Genomic DNA, 13,130 nt, shown 5'->3' on the forward strand with positions numbered 1-13,130 from the left:
GAAGTGCTTTCAAGATCTTCAGCAAAAGATTGTGAAAGAAAGTGAGCTACTCGTAAGTTGGTTGCAATCAATTTCAGGTCGGTGGGCTCCAAGGTTCGATCTCGCAAGTATGGATTTGGGCTTTTGCCCCGCGGTCGCCACGGGTGGTGTCGGCTGGCCTTCGCCTAGTTTTCCTACTGCGTCCCCAGTTTGCCGAACTGGCCAGGACGCCGCTTGACGGCGACGGGCGGCACAGTTGGTTGCCGCGTCGGAGACTTTGGAAGCGTGTCTTCCGTGGGGATGAAGGCAAGGATCAGGAGCACGCCGTAAAAGAAGACATTGATGCCCTGGATCGCAGGAGCGGATAGGGGAATGGCAATGAATTTCGGCAGGAAGACCGGCGCGAGTAACACCCAGAGAAGGTATTGCGGCCAGCCGATATCTCTCAACCGGCTGGATACCATCCACAGCAGGCCGATGACTGTGATCCCAGTCATGATGATCGCAGCGATAGGATAGAGCATTTCGAAAAAGGCGCGGTCATAGGCGAGACGTTTCGTCTGGGGATCGCTATCGGGACCATCCATGATCGCCTGCGCTATCGACGCTTGCGTAGCCGCGCGCAATTTCTCCATATCCGACGGACTGGGCTTCCTGCCTGAATTGACAATCGCCCGGAGAGCATCTTCTTGGCCCTTGAACATCAGCGGCATCGACCTGGCGTTGGTCCCTACTGGCGCCGGCCGTGCATCACTCACTGTGGTGCGGGGCGCCATCAACTCTCTGGCGGCCACGTCATGCATCGAGATGATAAAATGTTCGACAGGTGACTTGGCGAAGTCGAAGCACACCATCAGTACCAGCACGATCGCGTAGCTGATGCGGCCAAGCCGGCAGTCACCGAAGATTGTCATGATATTTTCCCGCATTCGCCTTCTGGATGCATGTGTTATGCGCGAAGGGGTTGAAAACTGCCCTAAGAAAACGCGTCGATTTTTAGTATTGCCGGCTAAATCTCTAGCCAGCGAGGCTGACGCTCGTTTTGGCGAACTGAACATATTTGCATATCGGGGCAGGCTGCTATGATGCCCTAACTTTTATCCCATTGGAGCCACATCATGGAATATCGTCGTCTTGGAAAATCGGGCCTGAAGGTCAGCGAGTTCTCGTTCGGCTCATGGGTTACCTTCGGCAGACAGGTCGAAGGCAGCGATGCCGTCAGTCTGATGGCGCATGCCTATGACAACGGCATCAATTTCTTTGACAATGCCGAGGGTTATGAGGCTGGAAAATCCGAGCTCGTCATGGGCGAAGCCTTGAAGACCCTCGGTTGGAGCCGGGACAGCTTCATCGTTTCCAGCAAGGTGTTCTGGGGCGGTCAGAAGCCGACACAAAAGGGCCTGTCGCGCAAGCATGTTACAGATGCGGCTCACGCTGCGCTCAAGCGCCTGCAGGTGGATTATCTTGATCTCTACTTCTGCCACCGGCCCGACATCGACACTCCGATCGAGGAGACCGTTCGTGCCATGCACGACCTTGTTGCCCAAGGAAAAATCCTCTACTGGGGCACGTCGGAATGGTCAGCGCAGCAATTGACCGAAGCCTATGCCGTGGCCCGGGATCTGCGCATCACGCCTCCGACGATGGAACAGCCGCAATACAACCTCTTCGAACGCCAGAAGGTCGAAGGCGACTACCTTCCGCTCTATGATCTGATTGGCTTGGGCACCACGATCTGGTCCCCGCTTGCATCGGGCGTTCTGACCGGCAAGTACAACAGGGGAATGCCCGACGATAGCCGCATGAACTTGCCCGGCTATGAATGGCTGAAGGAAAAATGGACCAGCGATGCCGGCCGTGCCCAGCTTGCCAAGGTAGCCGAATTGGCCGGCCTTGCAGAAGAGATCGGTATTTCGATCACTCATCTCGCTTTGCTCTGGTGCCTTTCCAACCGCAACGTGTCGACGGTAATCCTCGGTGCATCGCGCATGAGCCAACTGCAGGACAACCTGGCAGCGCTTGCACACAAAGATAAGCTCACCCCGGACGTGTTGGCTCGTATCGACACCATCGTTGGAAACAAGCCCGCTGCCCCTCAGCGGTATTGATGGCGATAGCATCGCAACAGTTGCGGCTCGCTAGCGATCGGCGAGCCGACATTGCTGCTTTCTCCGCGCAGAATTCACTGAGCATGCCGCCCCTGCTCTGGGTGTCAGGCCGAACGCATTGTTGTGCCATTCTTGCCGCCAGCGGAATGACGGCCTCCTGAGAGACGGGCTCAGGGCCTCTGTCGCCCCGATATTCGTCTGCGTCTCTGGATATGCTTGCCAAGGCACCCCAAATACTTTCATAAGCACCACGCAGAGGAGATTGTCTTTTCATGAGAATTTTGAAATTTGTTGCCGCGATCGGTCTGACGGGTCTTTCGCTGGCAGGCTGCGTCGACGGCGGCGGTTACAATGGCGGATATGTTGTCAGCTACGACAGCGGATATGACGGCGGATATCGTTACGATAGGGGCTACGACAATTATTCCTATCGCAGATGGGACGACCGGGGCGATTATCGGCGACGTGACTGGCAAGGACAGCGCCGCGACCGGAATCCGCAAGGCCAGCGCCCGGACAACAATCAGGCCCAATACCGGCCGCAGCCGAACAGGCAACCCGACCGGCAGAACAACCCGCCACAGGTTAGAGACAACAACGTCGGACCTTACAGCCCCGACTCATGCGGTCAACTCGATTGCACGGGCCTGTCGACGCGTGGGTCCAATCGGTAATTGCTCGACGGTGCGAGGTCATGTTTCCGCATGACCCTGGCCACTGCCTCCGGTGAGGCCGCAGCCCGTCTCAGAACAGATTGTCAATCAGCTTTCCCGCGGATCCCTGCCAGAGTTCGCCGCGACCGGTCCCGGCCCAGAGCGAGAGAAAGTCACCGGATCCTGTTGCTGCCGATGCAGAACGCAGATCACGGGTGAACTTGTTCTGCGCCGGGAATGGCATGACAGCATCCGGTTGGCTCTCCATCTCCGTCATGAAGCGGTTCTCGATGCCTCTTGCCAACCGGCCGGAAAACACGCGCGTTGTTCGTGTCTTTCGGTCGATCGCCGTCAGCAGCTTGGCTTTGTAGGGAGCAGACGTACCCGCTTGCGCGCAGGCGAGGAATGCCGTTCCCATCTGAACTGCGGCGGCCCCGGCGCAGAGGGCGCGTTTGACGTCTTCGACTGTCATGATCCCGCCGGCGGCGATCAGTGGAACGTGACGTTTCCCCACGCAGGCCGAGAGCAGGTCGAAGGTCTTAATCTCCTCATCCCGACCGGCAGGATCGAAGATACCGCGGTGGCCGCCTGCCTCGATCCCCTGCAGGACTATGGCATCAACGTCACTTTCTTCCAGCGCCTCGGCTTCTTTGGGTGTGGTCGCAGTCCCGATAAGAAGGATGTTCCTCTTCCGGGCAGCTTTCGTATGGTCGCGCGGCAGAGATCCGAAGACGAAGGTAAATGCGCTTGGCCTGATCCGGAGCACGGCCTCGAATTGTCCATCAAAGTTCTCCTCGTAAGGCGCCTGGAGGAAGGGCGTCGGCAGGCCGAGCTCAGCGCGATAGCGGGCCGTTCCGTTGATCGCTGCTTCGATCTGGCTGGCACTCACTTCTGGCACAGGATGGGGAATGAACAGATTGATCGCGAACGGTCGCTCGGTGCGCTGACGAACCTTTGCCGCAAACTCCTCGATAGCCGTCGGGCTCGAATAGGCTGCGCCCACTGATCCCAACGCGCCTGATATCGAGGATTCGGCGACGAGTTCGACTGAGGATGGGCCGCCCGCCATCGGGGCCACGACAAGTGGATGTTTCAGGTTGAGCTTATCTGCGAACATCGTTCCAGCATTCGTCTCCATCGGAATTCTCCATTTGCCGTGTTGCCGGTGGTCCCCGGCAACATCGTCGCTCCCATTGGTGGCGCCTATGCCTCGACTTCGAGAACCAGCTCAATCTCGATCGGCATCCCGAGCGGCAAGCTGGCGACGCCGAGCACGACCCGGCCAGACAGCATAGCTTCACCGAAAACTTTCACCAGAAGCTCGGAGGCTCCGTCGGCGACTTTCGGATGATCGCGGAAGTCGCCTTCGGTGGCAATATAGACGCCGAGCTTGGCGACCCCGGTGATCCTGTCCAGCGACCCTAGATAGGCCTTCGCGGCCGATAGTCCGCTGAGGCAGGCGGTCTCTGCCGCCCTCTTGCCGTCCTCGGCCGTCAATTCGCCGCCCACACGGCCGATGAACTGCGGGGTGTGACCGACGACCGGCAACATCCCGCTCAAGAACACGAGGTTACCTGCCTTAACGGCTTCGACATATGCACCGAACGGGGTCGGCGGTGGCGGAAGGGTAATGCCGAGCTGCTGCAGCCGCTGTTCTGCGCCAGCGGCGGGCGCGTGGCCCCGGTCTACCATCTGCCCAGATGTGCGCCGTTATCGACGTGCAACACTTCTCCCGTTATCCCGTGCGCTTCGGTCAGGAAGACAACGGCATCGACGATTTCCTCGGCACTGGAAATCCTTCCCATGGGCGACAGGGTCTTCAGGAAGTCCTTCGGATTGTCCTTGTGCAGCGGCGTATCGACGACGCCGGGTGCGACCGTGTTGACGCGAATTCCGTCCCTGGAATATTCCATCGCAAGGTTCTTGGAGATCGCGTCGATGCCGCCCTTGGTCATCATCGGCACAGAGGCGTTTATGCCCGCAATCGGGTGGTCGGCCAGCGGCGTCGTGATGCTGACGATGCTGCCGCCGGTCTTCTGCGCCAGCATCTGTTTGACTGCCAGCTGGGTCAGATGGATGAAGCCTTCGAGGTTTGTCGAGGACAGCCGCTTGAAGTCTTCCATCGTATAGTCGAGGAATGGCTTGGTGAAGAAGATGCCGGCATTGTTGACCAGAGCGTCGATCGAGCCGAATTTTTCGATCGCCGTGGCGACCACCTTCTGTGCAGTTCCATGATCGCCGATATCGCCATCGATCCGTGCAAGCTGCGCTGATGCAGCAAACTCAGAGGATGCGCTGACGTTTCTGGATGTCGCGACGACATTGTAGCCGCGTTGGAGGAATGTCCTAACGAGACCGGCGCCGATACCCTGGGAGGCACCTGTAATCAGGATTGTCTTTTGCGTTTGCATGTTGGTCTCCATAAAATCAAGAGGCGGCAGCGTCATTGCTGCGTCTCCAGGCTGCGAGCAGCCGGCGCAACGGTTGCGCCCTTGGCTGGACTGCGCCTGCCCGATGAATATGGCGGAGGTGTCATTCCTCGATTAGATGGAAATATCTGGAATCTCTTTTGCATATATGCAAAAGTCATTGCATGGCGGATTTGAATGACATTGCCGTCTTTGTGAAGGTAGCACAATTTGAAAGCTTCAGCCGCGCCGCCCATGCGCTCGGCATGCCGGTTTCGACCGTCAGTCGTAAAGTCTCGGGGCTGGAAAACCAGCTTGGGGTGACGCTGCTGCAGAGAACGACCCGCAAGCTGCGCCTGACGGCGCAGGGCCGCGACTACTACAACCAGTGCAGTGAGCCACTGTTCCACCTGTTCGATGCCGAGAAGGTGCTGACCCAAACGCAGAAGAAGCCGGAAGGTCTACTGAAGATTTCGGTTCCCGTCGTCATGGGCCAGGAGCCATTTTATGAATTCATCTCGGTTTTTTTGAAGAACTATCCGAGGATCCAGGTGGACCTCTTCGTCACCAACCTTTTCCTCGACCTCATCGAGGAGAATATCGACGTCGGCATTCGCTTCGGCGAATTGAAGGATTCGACCCTGATTGCACAGCGGGTCGGCAAGAGCGTTCGCTATCTGGTCGCCTCGCCGGCTTACCTGAAGGGCAGAGCGCTGCCGAGCGCGCCTGAGGATCTGAAGAACCACCAATGCATCCTGCTGAACGGACGAAACAACGAGGCGGAATGGCATCTCGTGAACGGTGGCAAGTCGACAAAGCTGCATGTGTCCGGGCCGGTTTCGAGCCGCGATTTTCAATCGGTCAGCTCGTTCGCCTATAAAGGCCACGGTGTCGCATTGATGCCGTCCAACTATTGCGACGAACAAATCGAAAGGGGCGAGCTGATCCGGCTTCTCCCGGAATGGTCGTCGCCTGAGATATTCGTCCATGCGGTCTATCCGACAAGACGCTTCTTGCCGTCGAAACTTCAGGCGTTCCTGCAAGCGCTGAAGGCGTGGAAAAGCCCGTTGTGGATTCCGCTTCGATAACGGTGCCAAGGCGCGCCCAAGGCCCCGGCGAACAACGTCCTATACAGTCGCTTTGCTAGGGTTTATCTTTTGAAGTTCTAATGAATCCCCGGCCGCAGGAAGCCGCACCTACGGCACTTTCGGAGAGGCGAATGAGTTCCCAATCGGTCGACGCAAGAAACGGCGATGTTGGCCACATCAATACGAGGCAAAGCAACAAGGAACAGGCGCCGTCAATGGCCATGGATGTAAACGTCCAACATGTTCTCGAAGCGCTGCCCGAACCGATCTATTTGACGGACGCCAGTGGCCGGATAACGTTCTACAACAGTGCTGCTGTCAAAATGTGGGGCGTGCGGCCGGAGATCGGCAAAAGCGAATTCTGCGGATCGTGGAAGCTGTACTGGCCGGATGGCACGCCATTGCCTCACGACGAATGCCCGATGGCGCTGGCGCTGAAGGAAGGACGCTCCAACAGGGGAATGGAGGCGATCGCCGAGCGCCCCGATGGCACGCGCATTCCCTTCATGGCATTCCCGACACCGCTCTTTGATGCCGATGGCACGCTGAGCGGCGCCGTCAATATGCTGGTCGACCTCACGGAGCGGATAGACCTCGACGAGGCTGCGCAGCGTTTTGCGGCTATCGTCCAATCCTCCGATGACGCGATCCTTGCCAAGGATCTCAATGGCATCATCAATAGTTGGAACGGCGGCGCGGAGCGTCTGTTCGGCTATACCGCGACCGAGGCCATCGGCAAGCCGGTGACCATGTTGATCCCGCTCGACCGGCACAACGAGGAAACGGACATACTTGGCCGTATTCGCCGCGGCGAGCGCATCGACCACTATGAGACCATCCGGCGGCGCAAGGACGGGAGCCTTGTCGAGATTTCCTTGTCGGTTTCCCCGATCAGAAATCGCGAGGGCAGGGTTATCGGCGCCTCGAAGATCGCGCGCGATATCACTGAGCGCAGGCGCGCCGAGGAACAGCAGCACCTTCTCATTCGGGAGATGGACCACCGCGTCAAAAACCTGTTCACGCTTGCAAGCAGCGTCGTTGCCCTCAGCGCCCGTTCGGCAAGCACGCCCGCCGAGCTTGCCGGGGCAGTTCGAGAACGATTGAGCGCCTTGGCGCAAGCTCATGCTTTGACCGTTCCATCGACCTCCGAGGCGACCGGGAGAACAGAACGGGCAACGATGCTGCATCGGTTGATCGGGACGATCCTGGCGCCCTATGACAATTGCGCGGACGATCGCCAGCCTCGTGCCATCATAGCGGGTCCGGATATTCCAATCGGCGGCGCTGCCGTCACAAGCTTCGCCTTGCTCCTGCACGAATTCGCGACGAACGCTGCCAAATATGGCGCGCTGTCCAATTCCGAAGGCGTGGTTGACATCTCGTGCCAGGAAGACGCAGACCGCTTTATCCTGACATGGACCGAGCGCGGTGGGCCGCCGGTCGATCGCCGGACTGACGGAGATGGCTTTGGCACCGTCCTCGGCAAGGCGACTGTGCGAAGCCAGTTGGGCGGCGAGATCGTGCGAGATTGGAAGCCCGAGGGTCTGTCGATACGCCTTGTCGTGGCGCGGGATCGATTGGGCGGCCAGTAGTCCGGCGCGCTTCTCGACAGGTCTCGCGTTCGACTGCGATCCCGATCAAAGAGGCCCCGATCAAAGGGGGAGTGGGGAGCTTAGCTTATCAAGTTCGGTCGGCGAGCGGACAGTCAGGCGGCGGCGAAGTTCGTTTTGGAAGATTGCGCGCGCTTGAGCGACGTCTTGGAAGCCGAGATGCGTAACGAAGCGAATGACCGTGGAGGGAGAGACCCCGCAGTCTTTTGCAATTGACGGCGTGCTGCCAAAGGCCATGAGTTCCGGCTCGGCAAGAACCCTCTTTGCGACATTCTCGACGCGAAGAGGGAAGATCACTTGTCGCGAGACGATGGCCTGCTTGAGTTCTTCAAAGCTCGACGGTGGCCTGCTCAGGCTGCGTATACGCTGCGGCATTTCTAAGCACTCCGTCTTTGCGAACCGGGTTAGAGGCTGGACAGCTGGACCGTCCGGCGCTCGGAGACGGACTTGATGCAGGCAAGCGCTATCGCGAGCGCATTGCGAGCGTCTTCACCGGTCGGCCCGGTGACGGTACCCGTCCGCATCGCGTCGACGAAGGCGGCGAGTTGAGCCGTATAGCCGTGCACGAAATGGTCCGTGTCGCGTCGCCAGGTGTCGTTCGAGACGCCATTCTTGTCGTAGAGCGTCATCGAGGAGCGGCGGACGTCACCCATCATCACCATGCCGCCGGAGCCGAAGACCTCGCCGCGAATGTCGTAGCCGTACATGGCGCAGAAATTCGCCTCGGCGACTGCGATCGAGCCATTGTCAAAACGGATCGAGACGACAGCCGTATCGTGAAAACCCTTGCTAGCGAAATCGGGACGCACCAACGCGTCGGCAATCGCCGTCACCTCGACCGGCTTTGCCTTTGGATTTAGCCAAAGGAGGGTATCGAAGTCGTGGATCAGAGTTTCGTAGAAGATTGTCCACAGGGGCGTCTTTTCCGGATTGCCGCCATACGGACCCGGGTCGCGTGTCAGCGAGCGCAGAAGCTGCACGTCGCCGACTTTGCCGGCGTCGATTGCCGCGCGTCCTTCATGGAAGGACTGATCCCAGCGCCGGTTGAAGCCGACCTGGAGCGGCACTTTCGCAGCCTTCGTGGAGGCGATTGCCTGATCTGCTTCCTCGAGCGTCAACGCCATCGGCTTCTCGCAGAACACCGCTTTTCCGGCCCGAGCGGCTTCTACGACGACACTGGTATGAAACCGCGCTGGTGTGGCGATGATGACGCCATCGATCTCCGGATTGGCCAGAAGCTCCGAAACGCTGGAATAGGCCTTTGGCGCATCGAGGGCCACGGCCAGTTTCTCCGCAGCGCCGGGCGCCGGATCGGCGATGGCGAGCAGGTTGGCATCGACCAGGCGACGCGCGACGCTTTCGGCATGGAACGAGCCAATGCGGCCTGCGCCGATGAGGGCGAGATTGACGGGACGGTGGGCGGACATGAAAGGCTCCTGAAAAATGCTGTTGTCAGATCAGAGGGAAAATGCGTTACGGAAACGGGATAGTGCCAGCTCGTCATCGCCGGACGGCCAGGCTTCCATGCCGATCGTCCCGCGGTAGCCCATCTCGGCGAGTGCGCGTGCGATTGCCGGATAGTTGATTTCACCTGTGCCCGGCTCCTTGCGTCCGGGAACGTCGGCGACCTGGATCTCGCCAATATGAGGAAGGGCGGTGCGGCAGAGCTCGATCAGGTTCCCTTCGCCGATTTGGGCGTGGTAGAGATCCAGATTGAGCTTCAGCGACGGCCGGTTGACGGCGGCGACAAGGGCGATCGTGTCGGCGGCCTTGGCGAAGGGGGTCTTTGGATGGTCGACGGCCTCGTTCAGATTTTCGAGCACGAAGGTGACACCCTCTTCTTCGCCGAGATCGGCGATCCGCTTCAAGGTGTCCACGGCCTTCAGCCACATGGCGCCGGTGATGACCTCGGACTTGACGATGGGCAGGCCCTGTCCGTCGAGCCCGGTTCCATGCAGGTTGAGACGGGGGCAATTGAGCTCCCTGGCAATCGGGATCGACTGGCGCGCGGTGCGCAGCAGTTCGTCGGCGCCGGCATCGTCGGCAAGAGTGCCGGTGATGTAGCCGGTCATCGACGAGAACGTGGCGCCCGATTTGGCGATGGCGCCAATATCATGCTTCGTCCAGTCCCAGATTTCCGCCTGGAAGCCGAGCGCCGTGATGCGCTTTAGCCGTTCCAATACGGGCTGGGAACGAAATACCATTTCAGCGCAGACTGCGAGCGTGAAAGGCGATGTCTTGGGTACTGTAGTCATGGTTCTATCCTGATGCTTCTAATTGGTCAGATCGTGCCGCCGAGCTCGTGGGAGAGCTCTTGCAGTTCCTTGCCGCCGGCCATGAGGTTCTGCAGTTGTTCGAGGGAAATCTCTCCCTTGTCGAAGGTACCGAGCGTTTTGCCGCGGTTGAGCACCGTGAAGCGGCTGCCCACCGCGAAAGCATGGCGAACATTGTGGGTGATAAAGATCACGCCGAGGCCTTTTTGCTGAACCTGATGGATGTATTTCAGGACCATGGAGGTCTGGGCTACGCCCAGCGCAGACGTCGGCTCGTCGAGGATCAGCACCTTGGCCCCGAAGTAAACAGCCCGCGCGATCGCCACGCATTGCCGCTCACCGCCCGAAAGCGTGCCGACCGCCTGGTCCGGATCGCGGATGTCGATCCCGATCTTGTGCATCTCCTCGCGGGTCACCTGATTGCAATACTTGAAATCGACATGGCGAAAGGGCGGTATGCCCTTCACAGGTTCGCGTCCCATGAAGAAGTTGCGCGTGATCGACATCAGCGGGATCATTGCGAGATCCTGGTAGACGGTCGCAATGCCGGCATCGAGGGCATCACGCGGGCTGGAGAAGGCGACTGGCTTGCCCTCGACCAGGAATTCTCCGCCAGAGGGACGAACCACGCCGGAAAGCGTCTTGATAAGGGTGGATTTCCCGGCTCCGTTGTCGCCAAGCAGGCAGAGGACTTCGCTGCGCGATACCTTCATGGAAACGCCGGAGAGGGCGATGACGGAGCCGTAGTGCTTGACGATATCCTTGACTTCGATGACCGGCGGAGCGGTTTCTGCTTTGCTATCAGTCATGATCAGCGCTCCCCTGTCACCTTGCGACGGATGAAATTGTTGAAGAGAACGGCCAGAAGCAGCATCGAGCCGAGGAACACCTGGAACCAGTCCGAGTCGAATTTCGTGTAGGTGAGGCCGATGGAAACGAGGCCGAAGATGATTGCGCCAAAGAAGGCGCCGATCGCCGAGCCGTAACCGCCCGTCAGCAGGCATCCGCCGATAACGGCTGCGATAATCGCTTCGAATTCCTTCTGAAAGCCGCGACGTGCATCCGTCGAGCCGGCATCCAGCACCGTGATGATGGCAACAAGCGCTGCGGCACAGGCCGTCAGGGCGAAGAGGCCGGTCTTCACGCGGTCCACTGGCACGCCCGAGTTCCTCGCCGCGTTCGGGTCGCCGCCGGCTGCAAAGATCCAGTTGCCGATCCGGGTGCGCAGGAGAACCCATGTGGCAAGTGCGGCAACGGCAATGAACCACAGCACCGATACCGGTACGCCGGCCACTTTCGGAACGCCGTTGTCGAATTTTTCAATCAGATCATGCGAGGCAAGCCAGGTGAACAGATCCTGGAAGGCGACACCTGAGAACATCGGCTTCAGCGGGCTGTCGCCGACAGCGTCGCCGATACCGCGAAGTTGCGTCGAACCGCCGGTCGCCCATTTGAGGCCAACGAGCGTCAGGCCGCGCAGGATGAAGAGAAAAGCGAGCGTCACGATAAACGATGGCAATCTTGTGCGGATGACGATCTGGCCGTTGATCGCGCCCATGACGGCAGCGAACGCGAGAGTAATGATGATGGAAATCCACAGCGGTTGGCCGAAATTGGTCAAGGCGACGCCAAAAATCAGCCCCGTGAAGGCAACCATCGAGCCAATCGAAAGATCGAATTCGCCGCCGATCATGAGCAGAGCTGCTGCGATGGCGAGAATTCCAAGTTGCGAGGCCGGCGCAAGGATCGTCATAAGGCCCGAAAGCGAAAACATCGACCGGTCTGCGGTGAAGAAGAAGAACAGCACCACCAGGACGAGGCCCGCAACTGCACCCAGTTCGGGTCGACGCATCATGTGGGTGGCAAAGCCTACCTGCTTGATGCGCTCGTCGGCCTTTGCCGCTTCTGCTCTATTCTGCTCGATCTGAGCCATGATACCTCCCAATGATTGACCGAACCGCGAAAGGCGTTCCCGTTCGCAGGCGTCATCTGTCAAACCCCTTCCCGAATGAGGGAAGGGGCCTTCGACAAACATGTCTCTCGGTAGTCGCGGATTAGCGGATGCCCTTTGCGGACAATTCGACGACCTGGGCGGCCTTTTCCTTGGTGATCAGGTTCGGACCGGAAGGCACATTGCCGCCGGGGATCAGACCATACTTTGCATAGTTCGCGAGAAACACGACAGGCAGGTAGCCCTGGAGGAACTGCTGCTGGTCGATGGCAAAGGCCGCGTTCCCTGCGGCGACCGCCTTGAGAAAGTCTGCCGAAAGGTCGAAAGTGGCGACCTTGATCTTGCCGGTCATGCCGGCATCGCCGACGGCGGCCAGAGACGGTTCGCCAGCGGTGCTTGCACCGAGCGCCATAACGGTGTCGATCTTGGAATTCGAGCTCAGCGCCGCCTTGACCTTTGCACGGACGTCTGCTGGGTCGTTGGATACGGGCAGGACAGTGACAGTGCCGCCAAAGCCGTCGGAAAACCCCTTGCAGCGCTGGTCGAGGGCAACGTTGCCGACTTCCTGGTTGACGCAAATGCCGACCTTTCCGCCCATATCCTTCAGCTTCTGGCCAGCTGCCTTACCTGCGCTGTATTCATCCTGGCCGACATGCAGAAGGGCACCCAGCGACTTCGAAACGTCGGAGCCGGAATTGATCGAAATAACTGGGATGCCAGCCGCGACAGCCTTCTGGATCGATGGGCCCAATGCGGAAGCATCCGGGATCGAGACGATCAGGCCGGCTGGCTTCTGGTTGACGGCCGCGTCGATCAGCTGGCTCATGGCCACCATGTCGAAGGTTTCGGGTGCGCGGTAGTCGATCCTGACGCCAGCATCCTTGGCGCCGGCGGCCATGCCGTTCTTGACCACGGACCAGAAGGGATCGTTGGCCTGGCCGTGCGTGACGGCGATGATCGAAACGTCCTGTGCGATGGCTGCACCTGTTGCAGCGGCAAGCGCTCCAACCATGGCGACGCCAAGCACGATCCTGCGAAGAAACGATTTCATAAAATTCTC

Annotated in this window: 14 protein-coding genes; 4 read left to right on the forward strand and 10 right to left on the reverse strand. The window is 59.3% G+C overall.

Annotated elements, in window-relative coordinates; all coding sequences use genetic code 11:
* Window positions 1-173: 173 nt before the first annotated feature.
* Entirely contained in the window at window positions 174-893 is a 720-nt protein-coding gene (locus AB4Z52_RS18375) for a hypothetical protein (RefSeq protein WP_442219350.1), read from the reverse strand.
* A gap of 204 nt (window positions 894-1,097) precedes the next feature.
* Between AB4Z52_RS18375 and AB4Z52_RS18380 the strand changes: the two genes are divergently transcribed.
* The gene (locus AB4Z52_RS18380; protein WP_442219351.1) at window positions 1,098-2,087 is read left to right on the forward strand and encodes a potassium channel beta subunit family protein; all 990 of its coding nucleotides are present in this window, start codon (window positions 1,098-1,100) and stop codon (window positions 2,085-2,087) included.
* Window positions 2,088-2,359: 272 nt separating this feature from the next.
* Window positions 2,360-2,761, forward strand: a complete 402-nt coding sequence (locus AB4Z52_RS18385; RefSeq protein ID WP_442219352.1) for a hypothetical protein — start codon at window positions 2,360-2,362, stop codon at window positions 2,759-2,761.
* 70 nt (window positions 2,762-2,831) lie between these two features.
* On the opposite strand, the gene AB4Z52_RS18390 is transcribed toward AB4Z52_RS18385, so the two are convergent.
* The 3 genes from AB4Z52_RS18390 to AB4Z52_RS18400 all read right to left on the reverse strand — a co-directional run bounded on the left by AB4Z52_RS18390 (window position 2,832) and on the right by AB4Z52_RS18400 (window position 5,151).
* Window positions 2,832-3,878: an NAD(P)H-dependent flavin oxidoreductase gene (locus AB4Z52_RS18390; protein WP_442219353.1), complete on the reverse strand. Its 1,047-nt coding sequence runs from the start codon at window positions 3,876-3,878 to the stop codon at window positions 2,832-2,834.
* Between the two features lie 65 nt (window positions 3,879-3,943).
* Window positions 3,944-4,432 carry a RidA family protein gene (locus AB4Z52_RS18395; RefSeq protein ID WP_442219354.1) on the reverse strand — a complete coding sequence of 163 codons (489 nt, stop codon included), beginning with the start codon at window positions 4,430-4,432 and terminating at the stop codon, window positions 3,944-3,946.
* Entirely contained in the window at window positions 4,426-5,151 is a 726-nt protein-coding gene (locus tag AB4Z52_RS18400; RefSeq protein WP_442219355.1) for an SDR family NAD(P)-dependent oxidoreductase, read from the reverse strand. The genes AB4Z52_RS18395 and AB4Z52_RS18400 overlap by 7 nt, the downstream gene beginning before the upstream one ends.
* Window positions 5,152-5,333: 182 nt before the next feature.
* Here AB4Z52_RS18400 and AB4Z52_RS18405 point away from each other — a divergent pair, with 182 nt between their 5' ends.
* Window positions 5,334-6,236 (forward strand): LysR substrate-binding domain-containing protein, encoded by a 903-nt coding sequence (locus AB4Z52_RS18405; RefSeq protein WP_442219356.1) that lies wholly within the window; start codon window positions 5,334-5,336, stop codon window positions 6,234-6,236.
* A 131-nt stretch (window positions 6,237-6,367) separates the two neighbouring features.
* Window positions 6,368-7,828, forward strand: a complete 1,461-nt coding sequence (locus tag AB4Z52_RS18410; protein WP_442219357.1) for a PAS domain S-box protein — start codon at window positions 6,368-6,370, stop codon at window positions 7,826-7,828.
* A gap of 60 nt (window positions 7,829-7,888) precedes the next feature.
* Here AB4Z52_RS18410 and AB4Z52_RS18415 read toward each other — a convergent pair whose 3' ends face one another.
* From AB4Z52_RS18415 to AB4Z52_RS18440, 6 genes are all read right to left on the reverse strand, one after another.
* Window positions 7,889-8,221 (reverse strand): RpiR family transcriptional regulator, encoded by a 333-nt coding sequence (locus AB4Z52_RS18415; protein WP_442219358.1) that lies wholly within the window; start codon window positions 8,219-8,221, stop codon window positions 7,889-7,891.
* Window positions 8,222-8,250: 29 nt separating this feature from the next.
* Window positions 8,251-9,273: a Gfo/Idh/MocA family oxidoreductase gene (locus tag AB4Z52_RS18420; RefSeq protein ID WP_442219359.1), complete on the reverse strand. Its 1,023-nt coding sequence runs from the start codon at window positions 9,271-9,273 to the stop codon at window positions 8,251-8,253.
* A gap of 30 nt (window positions 9,274-9,303) precedes the next feature.
* A complete protein-coding gene (locus tag AB4Z52_RS18425) occupies window positions 9,304-10,101 on the reverse strand; it encodes a TIM barrel protein (protein ID WP_442219360.1) in 798 nt (265 codons plus the stop codon).
* 26 nt (window positions 10,102-10,127) lie between these two features.
* Entirely contained in the window at window positions 10,128-10,928 is an 801-nt protein-coding gene (locus AB4Z52_RS18430) for an ATP-binding cassette domain-containing protein (RefSeq protein ID WP_442219361.1), read from the reverse strand.
* A gap of 2 nt (window positions 10,929-10,930) precedes the next feature.
* Window positions 10,931-12,052, reverse strand: coding sequence for an ABC transporter permease (locus AB4Z52_RS18435; protein ID WP_442219362.1), 1,122 nt, complete (start codon window positions 12,050-12,052; stop codon window positions 10,931-10,933).
* A gap of 121 nt (window positions 12,053-12,173) precedes the next feature.
* Window positions 12,174-13,121 carry a sugar ABC transporter substrate-binding protein gene (locus AB4Z52_RS18440; protein ID WP_442219363.1) on the reverse strand — a complete coding sequence of 316 codons (948 nt, stop codon included), beginning with the start codon at window positions 13,119-13,121 and terminating at the stop codon, window positions 12,174-12,176.
* Window positions 13,122-13,130 lie beyond the last annotated feature (9 nt).

Origin of the sequence: Rhizobium sp. 2YAF20, from assembly GCF_052114685.1 — a bacterium.
GTDB lineage: Bacteria > Pseudomonadota > Alphaproteobacteria > Rhizobiales > Rhizobiaceae > Rhizobium.